Annotated in this window: 16 protein-coding genes and 1 riboswitch; of the genes, 4 read left to right on the forward strand and 12 right to left on the reverse strand. The window is 53.8% G+C overall.

Annotated elements, in window-relative coordinates; translation table 11 throughout:
• Window positions 1-93: 93 nt before the first annotated feature.
• The 6 genes from BLS94_RS11720 to dapF all read right to left on the reverse strand — a co-directional run bounded on the left by BLS94_RS11720 (window position 94) and on the right by dapF (window position 6264).
• A complete protein-coding gene (locus tag BLS94_RS11720) occupies window positions 94-1428 on the reverse strand; it encodes a DEAD/DEAH box helicase (RefSeq protein WP_090961229.1) in 1335 nt (444 codons plus the stop codon).
• Between the two features lie 259 nt (window positions 1429-1687).
• A complete protein-coding gene (hslU, locus tag BLS94_RS11725) occupies window positions 1688-3019 on the reverse strand; it encodes an ATP-dependent protease ATPase subunit HslU (RefSeq protein ID WP_090961231.1) in 1332 nt (443 codons plus the stop codon).
• A 185-nt stretch (window positions 3020-3204) separates the two neighbouring features.
• A complete protein-coding gene (hslV, locus tag BLS94_RS11730) occupies window positions 3205-3741 on the reverse strand; it encodes an ATP-dependent protease subunit HslV (protein WP_090961234.1) in 537 nt (178 codons plus the stop codon).
• 80 nt (window positions 3742-3821) lie between these two features.
• The gene (xerC, locus tag BLS94_RS11735; protein ID WP_090961237.1) at window positions 3822-4730 is read right to left on the reverse strand and encodes a tyrosine recombinase XerC; all 909 of its coding nucleotides are present in this window, start codon (window positions 4728-4730) and stop codon (window positions 3822-3824) included.
• Between the two features lie 21 nt (window positions 4731-4751).
• Window positions 4752-5417, reverse strand: a complete 666-nt coding sequence (locus tag BLS94_RS11740; protein WP_090961241.1) for a DUF484 family protein — start codon at window positions 5415-5417, stop codon at window positions 4752-4754.
• A 19-nt stretch (window positions 5418-5436) separates the two neighbouring features.
• A complete protein-coding gene (gene dapF, locus BLS94_RS11745; RefSeq protein ID WP_090961290.1) occupies window positions 5437-6264 on the reverse strand; it encodes a diaminopimelate epimerase in 828 nt (275 codons plus the stop codon).
• A 36-nt stretch (window positions 6265-6300) separates the two neighbouring features.
• On the opposite strand from dapF, the gene BLS94_RS11750 reads away from it, so the two are divergent.
• The 4 genes from BLS94_RS11750 (at window position 6301) to metF (ending at window position 10577) form a co-directional block, all read left to right on the forward strand.
• Entirely contained in the window at window positions 6301-6597 is a 297-nt protein-coding gene (locus BLS94_RS11750; protein ID WP_090961244.1) for a hypothetical protein, read from the forward strand.
• A 44-nt stretch (window positions 6598-6641) separates the two neighbouring features.
• A complete protein-coding gene (gene metK, locus BLS94_RS11755; protein ID WP_090961248.1) occupies window positions 6642-7847 on the forward strand; it encodes a methionine adenosyltransferase in 1206 nt (401 codons plus the stop codon).
• Window positions 7848-7870: 23 nt separating this feature from the next.
• Window positions 7871-7949, forward strand: a riboswitch (S-adenosyl-L-homocysteine riboswitch).
• Between the two features lie 17 nt (window positions 7950-7966).
• Window positions 7967-9433 carry an adenosylhomocysteinase gene (ahcY, locus tag BLS94_RS11760; RefSeq protein WP_090961251.1) on the forward strand — a complete coding sequence of 489 codons (1467 nt, stop codon included), beginning with the start codon at window positions 7967-7969 and terminating at the stop codon, window positions 9431-9433.
• 298 nt (window positions 9434-9731) lie between these two features.
• Complete coding sequence (gene metF / locus BLS94_RS11765) at window positions 9732-10577, forward strand: methylenetetrahydrofolate reductase [NAD(P)H] (RefSeq protein WP_090961254.1); 846 nt, start codon at window positions 9732-9734, stop codon at window positions 10575-10577.
• A 220-nt stretch (window positions 10578-10797) separates the two neighbouring features.
• Here metF and BLS94_RS11770 read toward each other — a convergent pair whose 3' ends face one another.
• The 6 genes from BLS94_RS11770 to mreC all read right to left on the reverse strand — a co-directional run bounded on the left by BLS94_RS11770 (window position 10798) and on the right by mreC (window position 17727).
• A complete protein-coding gene (locus tag BLS94_RS11770) occupies window positions 10798-12036 on the reverse strand; it encodes a pyridoxal-phosphate-dependent aminotransferase family protein (RefSeq protein ID WP_090961257.1) in 1239 nt (412 codons plus the stop codon).
• A 165-nt stretch (window positions 12037-12201) separates the two neighbouring features.
• Entirely contained in the window at window positions 12202-13254 is a 1053-nt protein-coding gene (locus BLS94_RS11775) for a septal ring lytic transglycosylase RlpA family protein (RefSeq protein ID WP_090961260.1), read from the reverse strand.
• A 59-nt stretch (window positions 13255-13313) separates the two neighbouring features.
• Window positions 13314-14414, reverse strand: a complete 1101-nt coding sequence (gene rodA, locus BLS94_RS11780; RefSeq protein WP_090961263.1) for a rod shape-determining protein RodA — start codon at window positions 14412-14414, stop codon at window positions 13314-13316.
• Complete coding sequence (mrdA, locus tag BLS94_RS11785) at window positions 14407-16317, reverse strand: penicillin-binding protein 2 (protein ID WP_090961267.1); 1911 nt, start codon at window positions 16315-16317, stop codon at window positions 14407-14409. Before mrdA ends, rodA begins: the two co-directional genes overlap by 8 nt.
• Complete coding sequence (mreD, locus tag BLS94_RS11790; RefSeq protein WP_090961270.1) at window positions 16314-16835, reverse strand: rod shape-determining protein MreD; 522 nt, start codon at window positions 16833-16835, stop codon at window positions 16314-16316. The genes mrdA and mreD overlap by 4 nt, the downstream gene beginning before the upstream one ends.
• Window positions 16822-17727 (reverse strand): rod shape-determining protein MreC, encoded by a 906-nt coding sequence (mreC, locus tag BLS94_RS11795; RefSeq protein ID WP_090961273.1) that lies wholly within the window; start codon window positions 17725-17727, stop codon window positions 16822-16824. Before mreC ends, mreD begins: the two co-directional genes overlap by 14 nt.
• Window positions 17728-17757 lie beyond the last annotated feature (30 nt).

A 17757-nucleotide genomic window follows, 5' to 3' on the forward strand; every position in this document is an offset into this window, starting at 1 on the left:
TTCATTTTCAACGGTTGAAAATTGTATTACGTCGCCAGTTTCCCCAGATCATCGAGCAATGCTTGGCATGCCCTGGAATGGAATGAGGCAATGTCAACGGCCGCGCCCGCCCGAACGCTGCAATGCAGGCATGCGACCGGCAGCAGGTCCCCCAGATAATCTGGCGGATGGTGGCTTTGTACCTGGCTGTCCTCCCCTTCGTTGGCTACGTCCGGGAAGTCCGGGCGGCATGCGGCGCTGTCCTCCGCCGCTCCCATTCACGATCGGCTCGGCCTTGATTCGCGGGTCTGGCTCGAAGCCAGCGATAATTTTGCTGGATAAATCCCGTTTGATCAGCCTTTCGATATCCGTCAACAGCTTGAGCTCGTCCACGCATACCAGCGACACTGCATCTCCTTCTGCCCCTGCCCGCCCAGTGCGTCCGATGCGGTGAACGTAATCTTCCGCCACGTTGGGCAATTCAAAGTTGACGACATGTGGTAATTCGTTGATATCGATTCCGCGTGCGGCAATGTCGGTTGCTACCAGTACCTGCAGGCTGCCAGTCTTGAATTCCGCCAGTGCTCGCGTGCGCGCCGACTGGCTTTTATTGCCGTGTATGGCAAGCGATGGAATGCCACTCGCAACCAGATGCTCAGCCAATTTGTTGGCGCCGTGCTTGGTGCGGGTGAATACCAGTACCTGCGACCAGCGGTGCTGCTTGATAAGATGGGCAAGCAGATCACGCTTCCGCTCACGATCTACCGGATGCACAATATGTGTCACATTGGCAGCGGTTGCGTTGCGCGCTGCGACATCGATCATGGCAGGCTGGTTGAGCAGGCCAGCTGCCAGCGCCCGGATTCCATCGGAAAAAGTGGCGGAGAACAGCAGATTCTGCCGCTGTACGGGCAGCAGCATGAGTATCTTTTTTATGTCGCGAATGAAACCCATGTCGAGCATGCGGTCAGCTTCGTCCAGCACCAGGATTTCAACGTGCGACAGGTCGAGCGTTTTTTGCTGCACATGATCCAGCAGGCGGCCCGGGGTGGCGACCAGAATATCCACGCGGCTCTTCAGGCGGGTGATCTGCGGATTGATATTAACTCCACCAATCATTATCATCGAGCTCAGCTTCAGGTATTTGCCATATATGCGTATGCTTTCCTCCACCTGTGCTGCCAGCTCGCGCGTAGGGACGAGAACCAGCGCGCGTATTGGCGGCCTGCCGCTGGAGGGTCCCTTAACGCTCCTGTCCGACAAACGGTGCAGGATGGGCAAGGTAAATGCAGCGGTCTTGCCAGTGCCGGTTTGAGCCCCGGCCATTAAATCACCGCCCGCCAGCACCGCGGGGATGGCTTGTAGTTGAATGGGCGTTGGATCGGTATAGCCGCGTTCAATCACGGCACGAAGAATTTCATCGGACAGGCCGAAGATAGAGAAAGGCATAAAACTCCAAGGTAACATCGGCCTGTCGCCCCCATTAGGAGACGCCAGTCTTAGGCAGACGGGTAAGTTCGAAAAACAGAATGGACGGCGTGAAGACGTGGAGCGAACGCCGCAGGTCGGAATTGTAACAGATCAGGTCCCATCACGCAGTCTGGCGAGATGCTTTTCTTCTACATGAAGACGGAATAAAAACCGCCTAAGAATATTGGAATTTGCGCAGCTTGCTTGCCAAGCATGCGCTCGACGGCGGACCTGTGAGCTAGAGCACGTAGCGTGCCAAATCCTCACTTTGTGATAAAGTGTTGAGCCGCGCATCCACGTATGCGGCATCAACGACAACTTTAGTATCACGATGCTCTTCGGCATCGAAGGATACCTCTTCCAGAAGCTTTTCCATCGCGGTGTATAGACGCCTCGCGCCGATGTTCTCGGTTTTCTCATTAACCGCAAAGGCAATCTCTGCCAAGCGTTTCACTGCGTCGGGGGTAAATTCCAGCTTGATTCCTTCAGTTTCCAGCAGCGCCTCATATTGACGCGTCAGGCAGGCGTCCGTATTGGTGAGGATCTGTACAAAATCGTCAGCGCTAAGGCTCGCGAGTTCGACACGAATCGGAAAGCGCCCCTGCAATTCAGGGATCAGGTCGGAAGGCTTGGCAAGATGAAATGCACCACTTGCAATGAACAGGATATGATCTGTTTTGATCATGCCGTACTTGGTTGAAACGGTGGTGCCCTCCACCAATGGCAGCAGGTCGCGCTGAACGCCCTGACGCGAGACATCAGCGCCGGAATTTTCGGACCGGCTCGTGATTTTATCGATTTCGTCAAGGAATACGATGCCGTTCTGCTCAACATTCTGCACTGCGTGAAGTTTCAATTCTTCATCATTGACAAGCTTGGACGCTTCCTCATCGATAATGACTTTCAATGCTTCCCGAATTCTCAACGTGCGGGTTTTCTTTCGCTCTCCGCCAAGGTTCTGGAACATCCCCTGAATTTGAGTCGTCAGTTCCTCCATTCCGGGGGGAGCGAAGATCTCCATATGGGAGTGCGCTGCCGCCACTTCTATTTCGATTTCCTTATCGTCGAGCTCACCTTCACGCAATCTTTTGCGGAATTTCTGCCGAGTGGTATTTTCCCCCTCTCCCACCTCCGTTTGTACACCCATTTCTCTCGCAGCGGGCAGCAGGACATCGAGTATGCGCTCTTCTGCGTGATCTTCCGCGCGGGCGCGCATTTTATGCGTTTCCTGTTCACGGGATTGTTTAACGGCGGCTTCCACCAGATCGCGGATAATCGAATCGACATCCCGCCCGACATATCCCACCTCGGTGAATTTCGTCGCCTCCACCTTAATGAAGGGTGCACCGGCCAGTTTAGCCAGGCGCCGCGCAATTTCGGTCTTGCCAACGCCGGTCGGGCCGATCATTAGGATATTTTTTGGCGTAATCTCCTGCCGTAGGGGATCCATTACCTGCTGCCTGCGCCAGCGGTTTCTCAGGGCAATGGCCACGGAACGCTTGGCGCTGTCCTGGCCAATGATGTGTTTATCCAGTTCGTGGACGATTTCCTGCGGGGTCAGTTGTGACATGATTTCAGGTCGGTGATAAATGCGAGGGGTACGAAGCCAAGGTGAACCAAGATGGAAGTATGCGATATGCGCGGCTATGCTGTCCCGCAATCATTCGTCGAAAGACATATATTTTTACCCTGTAATTCAGTTCATTTTCCAAGGTTATATTCCTCGACTACTGTTCATGTTCTTCAGTTTACAGTTTACTCGAGTACCTCGATTACATGGTTCTGATTGGTATAAATGCACAGGTCGCCCGCGATGACCAGCGCCTTCTTGACGATTTCCACCGGTGTCATATTGGTATTATCCAATAGGGCGCGTGCGGCGGAGTGAGCGTAAGAGCCGCCACTGCCAATCGCAGCAATACCGAACTCGGGCTCGATCACGTCGCCCGATCCCGTTATGATGAGCGTAGTGGTCAGGTCGGCAACGACCAGCATTGCCTCCAGCCGCCGTAAAATTCGATCAGTGCGCCAGTCCTTCGCCAGCTCAACCGCCGAACGCATCAGATGTCCCTGATGCCTTTCAAGCTTACCTTCAAACCGCTCAAACAAGGTAAAAGCATCGGCTGTTCCCCCGGCAAACCCTGCCAGTATCTTTTCATGGTAAAGCCTGCGTACCTTGCGCGCGCTCGCCTTGGCGACAACAGCGCCTAAAGTTACCTGACCATCCCCCCCAAGCGCGACTTGGGCGCCTCGTCGGGCCGAAAGTATGGTTGTGCCGCGATGTTCTAGCATGGAAATTGGCGCGTGATGATTGAGCGAAGATTATAACGCTGATCCGTAGAGAAAACGCAAGCTGTATGGTTACTGAAGATTTAACTTTTTTCCTTCTTCCTGGCACGTGGATGGGCCGCATCGTAGACTTTCGACAAATGCTGGAAATCCAGATGAGTATAAACCTGGGTAGTGCTGATGCTGGCGTGCCCCAGCATCTCCTGCACAGCCCGTAAATCGCCGCTGGATTGTAACAGGTGCGAGGCGAACGAATGCCGTAGCACATGAGGGTGAATATTGGCGCTGATTCCTTGACGCATCGCCTGAATTTTTAGCCGCTGATCGATTGATCGGCGGCTGATATTCTTGCCATACCGTGACATGAATAGTGCAGTTTCGCCAGGTTTAGCCAGCGCCTGGCGTTGTTTCATCCATTCGCGCAAGGCTTGCGCCGCCTTGCTGCCAACGGGCACGATGCGCGTTTTTCCGCCTTTGCCGGTAACTCGCACTGTGCCGTCATCCAGACTTAAATCTCCGGGTTTCAAGCCAGCAAGCTCGCCCAGCCGTAACCCGGATGAATAACACAGCTCGAACATGGCCTTGTCGCGCAATGCCATTAAGTCGTCGGAGGCTGGAAACTCCAGCAGTTTCGCGGCCTCGTCGGGTGAAAGGGTGTGCGGCAAGGTTTTTGGCGATTTTGGCGCGCGTATCCCGTCGCAGGGGTTGGATGCATAGCCGTGATCCCGCGTCAGGTATCTATAAAAGCCCCGCCAGGCCGATAACATTCTGGCTAGACTCCTGCCGGAAAATCCCTCTCCATGTAGTTGAGCGGCAAACCGCCGGACGTGATGAATTTGCAATCGGTCAAGAGGCGTTTCTTGCGTAAGGTTCAGCAAAGCGCGAATATCGCGAGCGTAACTTTCACAGGTGAGCGGTGACAAACGCCGTTCTTTAGCAAGGTGGATGAGATAGGCCGAGGCAAGTTCGGCCTGGTGATTACCCGATGTCATGTTGATAGCAGTGCGCTTTTCTTATCCTTCAGCACGTGTGAAACGTTTTAATGCGGCGCTTACCAGTTCGCCCAGTTGCGCGAGGTAAATTGTTCCCATTTCCGGGTAAAATCGCTGCGGATCCTCGCTGCCCATTACCAACAGACCGATGGTTTGCTCTGCTGACAGGGACACCATCGCAAATGAGCGCAGGCGAACAGCATCTTCTCCGAACCAGTCCCTGATCTCGTCCAATACGTGAGAACCGCAGTAAGGGCGCGGCAGGCTTTCAGCCAGGGCGCGGATATCAGCACCGGTTGGCGTGAATTCCGGTAGCGGGGGGCCATCGGCAGTCATGTTCCACAACCGCAGGGCCATATGAGGTATAGAAAAATCCTCGCGCAAATGAAAGTTCAACCCATGTAGAAAATCAGCCAGATGAGTGAAGGTGAGTAGGGCAACAGCCAGACGGTGCATTTTTTCGGTAATAGCGCCGTTTTCCTCGCCAAACCTGATCAACTCGCCCAATTTATCCTGCAAGATGCGATTCTTGTCCCGAAGCGCGACGATTTGGCGTTCGCTGATGGGAATGGCTCTGCCGCCGTGAGGATGCGGAACCTGAATCTCCGCCAGCATATCGGCATATTCTTCAAAAAATTCAGGATGCATGCGCAGGTATTCGGCGACTTCTTCCGGACTTGATTCCATATCTCTCCCTGTCTGAATCCTATAAGTCGATCTCTCCATCAAACACGGTGACTGCGGGACCTGTCATCCAGACCGGTTGATTTTCGCCCTCCCATCGAATAAATAAATCGCCGCCGCGAAAGCTGACCTTGACCGGTGATTCAAGCAAGCCCCGTTGAATTCCCGCTACCACTGCCGCACACGCGCCGGTACCACAGGCAAGCGTTTCGCCAGCGCCGCGTTCATATACGCGCACCCGAATATGATGGCGGTCGATAACCTGCATATAACCGGCGTTCACCCGCTGAGGAAAACGTGGATGACCCTCGATCGTTACACCTTCGGTCAATACCGGAGCATGATCTATATCCGGCACCAATTGCACGGCGTGGGGATTGCCCATCGACACAACGCTGATTTCCAGTTGTTTGCTGCCGCTATCGAGCGGATAGGTCGTTGCGCGTTTTTCGGCGACAAAGGGTATTTCCCGAGGTTCAAATTTCGGCGCGCCCATATTGACAGTGACTTCTCCATCGGCCTCCAGCCTTGGAGCTATCACGCCACCCAGCGTCTCCACGCGGATTTCGCGCTTGCTTGTCATTCCGCGATCATGCAGATAGCGAACGAAACAGCGCGCGCCGTTGCCGCACTGCTCCACTTCACCCCCATCGGCATTGAATATACGATAGCGATAATCAGCATTGCCTTTTGCGGTTTCTATGAGCAGAACCTGATCGCAGCCGACGCCTATATGGCGGTCAGCAAGCCGTTGTAATTGTTCCGCACTGAGGGAAACCGACTGACTGACGCCATCAATCACAACGAAATCGTTGCCGAGGCCATGCATTTTGGTAAACCTCATTCTCACCATTAACGCGCCGAGTTGAATGTAGAGCCTGTGTATATGGAAAGCTTCTCCCGGTCAGGCGTAAAGGGCAGCAGCGTCGGGGACGCCATCAATAAGAAGCGCGTTGCGCCGCATGATAAACCGCCGCGTGAGAAAGCCTTCGGTACTATTGCCATGTCCGATTCCCCCCACCATCCCTGGCAAACTACTCGCATCCGTGCCTGGCGTGCCTGGTGTACCTTTGCGGTATCCAATCCGGGCAACGCCATCGTTATGCAAGTGCAGGAGGTATCCAAGGATTCCACAGGAATAAACATGGTTTCACTATCATTGATCTTCTTAATACCCGAGTAATTTGTTATTCTACAGACCTTTTACCACTATAGCGGCTGGACAACATGAGCGAATATCTTTTTACTTCCGAATCCGTATCCGAAGGTCATCCAGACAAGGTAGCTGATCAGATTTCCGATTCAATCCTGGATGCTATCCTCACCCAGGATCCCAGTGCACGGGTAGCCTGCGAGACGCTGTGCAGTACAGGCCTGATCGTGATGTCGGGTGAAATTACCACCACGGCCAACGTCGACTATATGCAGGTTGCGCGTGCGGCGGTCAAGCGTATTGGTTACGACAGTTCCGATATCGGTTTTGATTATCGTACCTGTGCTGTGCTTACCGCGTTTAACAAACAGTCTCCCGACATTGCGCAAGGAGTCAACCGCACCAAAGAAGAGGAAATGGATCAGGGCGCGGGCGACCAGGGGCTCATGTTCGGCTATGCCTGCGACGAGACGCCGCAATTGATGCCGATGCCGATTTACTATGCCCATCGCTTGATGGAGCGGCAGGCGGAACTGAGAAAAGATGGGCGTTTGCCGTGGTTGCGTCCGGATGCTAAGTCGCAAGTATCGGTGCGTTATGTGAACGGAAAACCGCAGCGGATCGAAACCGTGGTGATATCTACGCAGCATCATCCGGACATCTCCCACGCGCAACTGAGCGAAGCGATAATCGAAGAAGTCATCAAGCCGGTACTCCCGAAAAAAATGCTGAATGGCGAGAGCCGTTACCTCATCAATCCTACCGGGCGGTTCGTGGTGGGTGGACCGATGGGCGATTGCGGTTTGACAGGCCGCAAGATCATCGTGGACACCTATGGCGGTACGGCGCACCATGGTGGAGGCGCGTTTTCGGGTAAGGATCCTTCCAAGGTTGACCGTTCCGCAGCCTACGCAGGGCGTTACGTGGCCAAGAACATCGTGGCCGCCGGTATCGCCAGCAGATGCGAAGTTCAGATAGCCTATGCAATCGGCGTAGCGCGTCCTGTCTCACTGATGGTGGAAACTTTCGGAACAGGAAAAATTTCCGACGCGAAAATCATCAAGCTGATCGAGCGTCATTTTGATTTGCGACCCCGTGCTATTATTCATACGCTTGACCTGCTGCGTCCGATATACGAGAAAACCGCCGCCTATGGTCATTTTGGGCGCGACGAACCGGAATTCACCTGGGAAGCGATAGATAAAGCCGCCTTGCTGCGCGATGAAGCAGGAATCGGAACTGCGGTAGAGACTCAGGCAATGGCAAGTATTCAAGCTTAAATTTTCAGGTTGGCTCATTCCTTCATGCCGAGGAGCGCTGCAACGGGCACAGTCCCGTGAGGCTCGGCACGGAAGGATCGCAACAAACGGCGCTCGCTCATCTTTCAGGAGATAATTTCATGAACGCTGTGCTCAGCCCTGCATCCGCATCTGCCTCTACAAACAGGAGCAGTGAATTTACTGACTATAAAGTTGCCGATATGTCCCTCGCGGAATGGGGGCGTAAGGAAATTGCCATCGCCGAAACCGAGATGCCCGGTCTGATGGCGCTACGCGAAGAATACGCAGATGCCAAGCCTCTGGAAGGCGCGCGTATTGCCGGGTCTCTGCACATGACCATTCAAACGGCAGTATTGATCGAAACGCTGATTAAGCTGGGCGCCCAAGTGCGCTGGGCGTCGTGCAATATTTTTTCCACGCAGGACCATGCAGCCGCGGCCATCGCAGCGGAAGGCATACCGGTATTCGCCTACAAAGGCGAATCGCTGGATGATTACTGGGAATATACTCACCGTATTTTCGAATGGTCCGGTGATCAGGCATTGGATGCGAGCAGCGCTCCCAATATGATCCTGGATGATGGGGGCGATGCGACGTTGCTCGTTATCCTCGGTAGCCGTGCGGAAAAAGATCCTTCGGTTATAGCCAGCCCCACTAACGAGGAAGAACGCGCATTGTTCGCAGCGATCCGGAAACGGCTGAGCGTCAGCCCGGGCTGGTACTCCAGCAAGCGCGACACTATTCGGGGCGTGACCGAGGAAACCACTACCGGTGTCCACCGCTTGTACGAAATGCAAAAAAAAGGTGAGCTGCCTTTTCCCGCATTCAATGTCAACGATTCGGTAACCAAGTCCAAGTTCGACAACCTTTACGGTTGCCGTGAATCACTGGTGGACGGTATCAAACGTGCTACCGACGTCATGATTGCCGGCAAAATTGCGCTGGTATGTGGATATGGCGACGTTGGCAAGGGCTGCGCCCAATCCTTGCGGGGCCTGGGCGCCACGGTGTGGATAACCGAGATAGATCCGATATGCGCCCTGCAAGCGGCAATGGAGGGCTATCGGGTCGTGTCCATGGATGAAGTTTGCGATCAGCCCGACATTTTTGTCACTGCCACCGGCAATCTGCGCGTTATTACCCACGACCATATGCTGAGAATGAAAGACCAAGCTATCGTGTGCAATATCGGCCATTTTGATTCGGAAATCGATATTGCGTCGGTCGAGAAATACCAGTGGGAAAACATAAAGCCACAGGTGGATCACGTCATTTTTCCCACAGGTCGCCGTATCATCGTGCTGGCGCAGGGACGGCTCGTAAACCTCGGCTGTGCCACCGGTCATCCCTCGTTTGTCATGTCCAGTTCGTTTACCAATCAGGTGCTGGCACAAATGGAGTTGTGGCAAAATGGCGCCAGTTATGAGAAAAATGTCTATGTGCTACCGAAGTACCTGGACGAAAAAGTGGCGCGATTGCACATCAAAAAGCTGGGCGTCAAACTCACCGAATTGACCGAGGAGCAGGCAAACTACCTGAACCTGGACAAGAATGGGCCATACAAGCCTGCGATGTACCGATATTGATTTTGGGCTTTCAGCGAGGGAGCAGATAAAGGGAGTAGCTGAGCCTTTATCTTCTTTGTCGGCGCAGTCTGGCAAAATACCCCCAAACAAAAATGTCATAAGCCGGGTATGAGTATCGGTATCGGCCAAGGGTGCCGGAGTCCTGTTTCTATCCTCAGCGGCTTGCATGCCGCTGACCTATCATGGATCCGTTTGTGGCCCGCTTCCTTAAGCACTATTCGATTGCCGAGGATGCGCCGACTAGTCTTGCAAACCACCTTGCGTCACACTACCCTGTGAATCATCCAGGCGAGTAAAAATGGAATCGCAAAAGAAATTTGCCCCTACCTTCAGTTTCGAGTTTTTCCCACCGCAAACGCCGGAGGGAGTTGAGAAGTTGCGCGCGACGCGCAAGCAACTGGCACAACTCAACCCGAAATTCTTTTCCGTGACCTTCGGTGCTGGGGGATCCACCCGCGACCGAACTCTTGAGACGGTTCTGGAAATTCAGACAGAGGGTTATGTAGCGGCGCCTCATCTTTCCTGCATTGGCGCGACCAGCGAAAATATCCGCGACATGTTGCAAAAATACCGCGCCGGCGGTATTCGCCATGTGGTCGCCCTGCGAGGGGACCTCCCGTCGGGCATGGCACAGGGGGGAGAGTTTCGTTATGCAAATGAACTGGTGGCGTTTATACGTGAGGAATTTGACGACACGTTCCACATTGATGTTGCGTCTTATCCGGAATACCATCCACAGTGCAACTCGGCTCAGGAGGATTTGCAGAATTTCAAACGCAAAGTTGAAGCTGGGGCGGATTCCGTTATCACCCAGTATTTCTATAATGCGGATGCTTACTTCAGTTTCATTGATGCCTGCGAAGCAATGGGTATCAGTGTACCTATCGTGCCCGGCATCATGCCAATCAATAAATTTTCACAGTTGGCAAGATTTTCGGATGCTTGCGGCGCGGAAATACCTCGCTGGATCAGAAAAAAACTGGAAGGCTACGGCGACGACAGCGCATCGATACGCGCATTAGGGCTCGATATCGTGACTGATTTATGCGACCGGTTGCTGAACGCCGGCGCCCCGGGATTACACTTTTATACGTTGAACTCGGCGGGACCGACGACTACCATCTGGCAGCGGCTAGGGTTGTAATTCAGTTTTTTACCTTGTTTCAGATCAGCCCTCTTGGATCAACGAGTGAAGCGCATTGCGCTGCAAGAGAATTCCCTTTATGGATGTCGCTACCTGATAGAGTAACTCTTGCAGGATGGGTGAAGGCGACCAAGCCGCAACCCATAATTGAAAATTCATGGGTTGCGCTACGCTCCACCCATCCTATCGCGGAGGATGGGATTTAGATTCAAATGTTGAATCAAGCCGCCTGGGCAGCGTTTTTACTTTCCAGAGGTAACGGATTAGCCGCATAAGCATAATGTGCCGCGGATTCTGCCGCGCCATGTTCAATTTTCTTGCCCATATCGGATAATACCGTTTCCAGTGCGCCCAGGCTCAGCATGATGTTTTCCATTCTGCTCGAATAACCCATCAGCCCGAAGCGCCATATCTTTCCGGCGAAGTCGCCAAGGCCGGCGCCAATTTCGAGACTATAGTCGGTGAGCAGCCTCCGGCGTACCTCTTTCTCATCAATGCCGTCCGGCACGCGCACAGAATTGAGCTGCGGCAGGCGCGATTTTTCCTCCACGAGATATTCCATGCCCAGCGTTTCAAACCCTGCCTTAAGTGCCTTGTGATTACGTTGATGCCGCGCCCAGGAGTGTTCCAACCCTTCCTCGTGCAGCATTACCAGTGATTCGTGCAGCGCATAAAGCGCGTTTGTGGGGGCGGTATGGTGGTAAGTGCGGGCGCTCCCCCAATATCCGAGAAGCAAATTTAAATCCATAAACCAGCTTTGCACTTTTCCCTTGCGATTCTTGACCAGTTCCACCACGCGTTCGGAAAAACTGACAGGCGACAACCCGGGTGGGCATGAAAGACATTTCTGGCTACCGGAATAAATTGCGTCGATCTTCCATTCGTCAACCTTGAGCGGTGAGCCACCCAGGGAGGTGACGGTATCAACGATGGTCAAGCAATTGTGGCGATGAGCAATCTCGCAAAGGGTTTTCGCATCTGACAGCGCGCCCGTAGACGTCTCTGCGTGGACAAAGGCGACGATCTTTGCGTCGGGGTTCTGCTTCAATGCGTCTTCCAGTTTTTGTGGATCAACCGGCGCGCCCCATTTGTCTTCAACCACCACTGCCGTACCACCGCAGCGCTGCACATTCTCGATCATACGTCCGCCAAACACACCGTTGCGACATACAATCACTTTATCGCCGGGGCTGACCATGTTCACAAAGCACATCTCCATCCCGACCGAACCCGGACCCGAAACCGGAAAAGTCAAGAGATTTGTGGTTTGAAAGGCATAGCGCAGCAAGCTTTTCAGCTCTTCCATCATTTCCGTGAATACTGGATCAAGGTGCCCCAAGGTGGGGCGGGCCATGGCGGACAATACGCGGGGGTGGGTATCGGATGGCCCCGGCCCCATCAAAGTGCGTTGCGGTGGATAAAATGTACCGATCTTTTTGGCTGGGCCGAAGTGTGTCATAGCTGATCCTGAGTTGGGGTGAGCTGAATCATTGAGGAGGAAGGCCGATTTTATCAAGAGAACAAAGATTTGGCTATGAGATACGCCTTGAAGTAGTGTGCTTGTTTTCTTTACTGGCGAATACCGGCTTAAAGCGCATGATACGCCGGCGTTCCCATCGATACGCTACCGCACCAGCAACATCGGCTTAATGGAAAGGCTTCGGGCGATCTTGTCGGCTGCCTGCCTGGCCACCACCTGATCGGGATAAGGGCCTGCATGGACTTTGAACAAGCCATCTTGCGGGACAATACCAAGTGCATCGATTGAGGGAAGCTCACTGCGCATTCGTGCAAGAAAATTATCGGCATTATCATAGGCGCTGAACGCGCCCAGTTGCAGATAGATGCCTCTTGCATCCGCGGTGGCGCGAGCAGCAGTGCTCCCCGATATGGATGTGCCTGATTCCATGGGTGAGTATGCGACTTCGAACAAGCCCGGCCCGGCCGCCCCCTCCTGTTGCCCTGCAGCAGCAGGCGCATCTGTCTTTTCGCCGGCAATAGCGGATGCCGGAACAGATGCGAGGGAACCTGTGGTAGCAAAGGTCCGGGCTGTATTCGTGGCAAAGGCAGGCGCTGACGCAACCTGTATGGCAGGACCGGAACCTGGCAGGATCGTTTCCACCTCGACCCAGGCGCTGCCGCCGCCCAGTACATCGAGCTTATAGGCGGCCGTGTAGGAAAGATCGATGAGGCGGTCGGAAAGGAAAGGTCCGCGATCGTTAACCCTTACTACTATGGATTTCCCGTTCCTGATGTTGGTGACACGAACGTAGCTGGGCAATGGCAATGTTGTGTGCGCTGCCGTCATGCCATACATATCATAGACTTCACCGGAGGCAGTTCTTTGCCCATGATACCGCCGGCCGTACCACGAAGCGATTCCACGCTCCCTGTAGGATTCCAGAACAGTCATGGGCGCGTATGATTTCCCCAGCGCGACGTAAGGACGCATGTTGGCCTGCCGCAAAGGCTCGTCCCGGGGAACGGCATCGGGAATGGACGCAAGGTCAGCCGGTGGATTATCGCCGGGGCCATCGTCAAGATAATAGCCACCCCCCTTTTTCAGGCCAATGCCGAAGAGCGTCGATGTGCCGGTCTTGCTTCTCTTATCCTGTTTCAGGACAGTGCCGCAGCCGCCAACGAAAGTAAGAATAAAGACCGCGATAATCCAGTTCATCCATTGCCGAGGAGGGGGCAATGGATTCGACAAGGATTTCGATCTCGAATCAATATTCCTCACGTCTTCACCAACTTGGGATGCGTCTGTATGCTCATCAAAATACCAAATCCCAACAGCATTGTCACCATTGATGTGCCGCCGTAGCTGATCAGAGGCAGCGGTACCCCCACCACAGGCAGAATACCGATGACCATGCCTATGTTGACAAAAATATAGGTGAAAAATGTCAGTGTTATCGAGCCGGCGATAAGACGCGTAAACTGGGTTGAGGCATTGGCGGCGATAACCATTCCGCGACCGATAACCACCAGGTACAGCAGCAACAGCAGTGAGTTGCCGATAAGCCCGAATTCTTCGGAAAATACCGCAAAGATGAAATCGGTGCTTCTCTCGGGAAGGAAATCGAGATGGGTTTGGGTACCATGCTGCCAGCCCTTGCCAAGAATGCCTCCAGAGCCAATAGCAATGGTGGACTGAATGGTGTGATACCCTGCACCGAGCGCATCCTGTGTCGGATCAAGCAAGGTCATGACGCGTCTTCGCTGATAATCATGCATCGTCGACCATAGTATTGGCAGGCTTCCTGCCCCAACGACGAACAATGCGCCCATTATGCGCCATGACAACCCTGTGAGGAACAGTACGTAGAAACCGCTCGATGCGATGAGCAGCGCGGTGCCCAAGTCGGGTTGGCGCACAATCATCAATACGGGAAGTATCAGCAGCAGCGTTGCAACCGCATAATCCCTCAGCCGCAAGGTGGCTTCATGTTTATCGAAATACCATGCCATCATCAGCGGCACGGCTATCTTCATCAACTCGGACGGCTGAATACGGGTAAAGCCGATGTTCAACCAGCGCCGGGCTCCATTGTTTATCTCACCGAACAGCGCCACGCCAAGCAGCAGGAGAATGCCAGCCACATATATCGGCAAGGCAATGCGCATGATGTGTTGTAACGGAATGTTGGCGACCAGCCACATTATGCCCAGTGCGACCAGCATATTGACTGCCTGATTGGTGACGCGACCGAGGTTGGCGTCGGTTGCGCTATACAGCGTGAACAAGCCGGTCAGCATCAGCAGCAATATTCCGCTCAGCAGGAAGCTGTCCACATAACGTGTAAGGTAATGCCATACGCGCATGGGTTCAATCATGCTCGTCCTCTTCTTCATTCTGCTCGACAGCTTCTGCCGCCGCTTCGCTCGGCAGCTTGCCAAGCAGGTAGTAGTCCATGACCATCCTGGCGATCGGCGCAGCGGTAGACCCGCCATGCCCGCCGTTTTCCACCAATACCGATAGCGCTATTTTGGGGTTCTCGGCCGGGGCGTAAGTAATGAACAGCGCGTGGTCACGAAAACGTTCCCGGACCTTGCTTTCTACGTATTTTTCCCCTTGCTTCATGCCAATTACTTGCGACGTGCCGGTTTTACCCGCGAAAGCATAGGCGGCGTCGGCGCCGGCGAGTGCGGCGGTGCCACCGGGCCGGGTTACATCTACGAGTGCGTTTCGCACTGCCTGTAAATTATCGGGATTGAGGTTGAGCGTGTATAAGGGTTCCTTGGCAATTTCCCGCACCACCTCCTTGTTGTTATTCAGGACCTGCTTCACAAGATGTGGACGAAACGCTGTACCATTCCCCGCCAGTATTGCGGTAGCAAAGGCCAGTTGTAGCGGAGTGGTCAGATTGTAGCCTTGGCCTATGCCTACCGAAATCGTATCACCGGCATACCACTTCTGTTTGTGCCGCGCCATTTTCCATTCTTGTGAGGGCAACAAGCCGCTAACCTCTCCTTCGATATCGATGCCGGTTTTCTTCCCTAATCCAAACTGGCTGACGAAATTGAAAATGTTGTCAATGCCGAGGTCATTGGCAAGCCCGTAGTAATACGTGTCACACGACACAACCAGAGATTTGTGCAGGTCGACAACTCCGTGGCCCCCGGCTTTCCAATCGCGAAAGCGGTGCGTGCTGCCGGGCAGGCTGAAATATCCGGAATCATTGATAGCGTGCCGCGGCCAGCGTTTTTTCAACTCCAGACCGGCCAGAGCCATGAAGGGTTTGAATGTGGAGCCCGGCGGATAAAGCCCGCGCAACGCGCGGTTGTTTAGAGGCCTGTCGATGGAATTATTCAGTAAATCCCAATTTTCCGAATCAATGCCATCGACAAACAGATTGGGGTCGAATCCCGGTTTGCTGACGAACGCGAGCACCTCGCCGGTAGCAGGCTCAATCGCGACCAGCGCGCCGCGCCGATCTCCAAAAGCTTTCTCGGCGACCTCCTGCAATCTGGCATCGAGCGAAAGTGTCAGATCGTTGCCGGAGATCGCTGGAGTACGGGATATAACTCTTATTACCCGGCCGGCCGCATCAGTCTCCATTTCCTCGAATCCCGTGATGCCGTGCAGTTCCTTTTCGTAACTTTGCTCAATACCGATTTTACCCATGTGGTGGGAGCCTCGATAATTGGCCAAGCCGTTGTTGGCTTCCAGTCGCTCAAGATCTTTGTCATTGATTCGGCCGATATAGCCGACGACATGAGACGCGCTTTCGCCCTTAGGGTATTGACGGAATAAACGGGCCTTGATTTCCACCCCGGGAAAGCGATAACGGTTGGCTGCAAAACGAGCGACTTCCACATCCGATAAACGGGTACGGATGGGCAGGCTCTCAAATCTCTTGCTCTCTTCCATCAATTTTTTAAAACGCTTGCGGTCTCTCGCGGCTATTTCGACAACGGTAGCCAATTCGTTAATGAGAGCCTCAAGGTCTCCAATCTTGCTGGGCACGATTTCGAGCGTGTAAGCAGAGTAGTTATGCGCAAGCACCTCACCGTTACGATCGAAAATCAAGCCTCGGTTGGGCACGATAGGGGAGATGGATATCCGGTTGGCTTCCGCCAGGGTATGATAATGCTCGCGCTGCGATACCTGGAGGTAAGAGAAACGCGCAAACAGCAAAAGAAATAGCAGCAGCACGAATCCCGCGCTGAAGGCAAGCCGCAACTGGAAATTTTGCAACTCACGCGGATGGTTACGAAGCTCTACTGTACGGCTCATCGGGCATCGGATTCAAACCTGGGCTTCTGCGGCATTCTCAGCAATGAAGAGAAAAACGGCCACAGCAACGTGCCGGTAACGCTCGCGAGAAAGAAATTCCAACCGGGAAAATGGGACCCATCCAGCAGCCCTGTCAGAAGTATGATGAATTGTCCTAAAAGCAATATCAATCCTATCTGTGGAGCTTGCTTGAGCAATTCAAAATTGCTCAAGCGCCGGTGGAACAGCAGCGCGACAAAAGCCATGATGCTATACGCCAGGGCATGCTGGCCAAAGGTGCTGGCATCACCGAAATCCATTAGCAGGCCCATTCCAAACGCGACGCTGATACCGACACGCTGCGGTTGGCTGATACACCAGTAAAGTATCGCCAGGGCGACGAAATCCGGCCATAACGCTAGCGCTATACCTTTTAACGGCATGAGATTCAGCAATAAGGTCACCATCAGGCTGATGATGATGAACGAACCCCTTACAGGCCGCAGAATTTCATGCTTGGGATGATCAGCGAACGCCACCTTTTTCTCGCTTTCTGCTCTCGGGCTTCAACTCGAACGCCTCCGCCGGAATTTCCGTGACGGGCGTCAGCGTGGACAATATCAGCAACTGGCGGTTATGACCTACTCCTGCAACAGGTGTGCAGGTAACACGGGCAAAGACATACGTAGGATTGCGTTCGATCTTTGAGACCACCGCGACGGGGAGGCCAGGTGGATAAACCCCATCTATTCCGGAAGTCACCAGGGAGTCTCCTTCCTGTATATCGGTGTTGACAGCCAGGTAACGCAATTCAAGCATCGCATCCTTTCCCGTGCCCGATATCACTGAACGAAGGCCATTGCGCACTACCTGAACCGGCACCGAATGATCCTTGTCAGTAATAAGCGTGACTTCGGATGCCCATGGATAGTCGCGGGTAATCTGCCCCACCACGCCAATATCATCCACCACCACCTGACCCGGCTGAACTCCGCTTTGGCTACCTTTATCAAGCATGACCTTACGGTTAAATGGATCGCGCGGTACGTGCAGGATTTCAGCCATCACCGCCTTGCTTTCAACCCGCTGCGTGGCTTCCAGGAGCTTGCGCAACTGTGCATTTTCAGCTTCCAGGGCGCCCAGCTGCTGAAGTTGGCCCCGGTCGACAAGGTGCTGCTGCTTGAGATGAATATTCTCGTCGGCCAGATGCCCGCTAAAGAAAAACTCGCTTACTCCGTCATAGATCGTTCCCGGTACATTGGCTAGTTTCTGTAGGGGATAGACCACGGTAGAGAAGGCTTGGCGAATTTCGAGAAGATATTTAAACCGGGCGTCGGCAGCCATCAGCACTAATGACAGCATTACAAAAAAAACAAGCCGCGCCAGCAGACTGGGACCATGCCTGAAAAACCGCGGGTTCGTTTCCGTCATGTCTCTCGGGTTTCACGATGGACGAGTCAA

It is taken from the genome of Nitrosospira sp. Nsp18 (assembly GCF_900103145.1).
In the GTDB taxonomy this organism is placed as follows: domain Bacteria; phylum Pseudomonadota; class Gammaproteobacteria; order Burkholderiales; family Nitrosomonadaceae; genus Nitrosospira.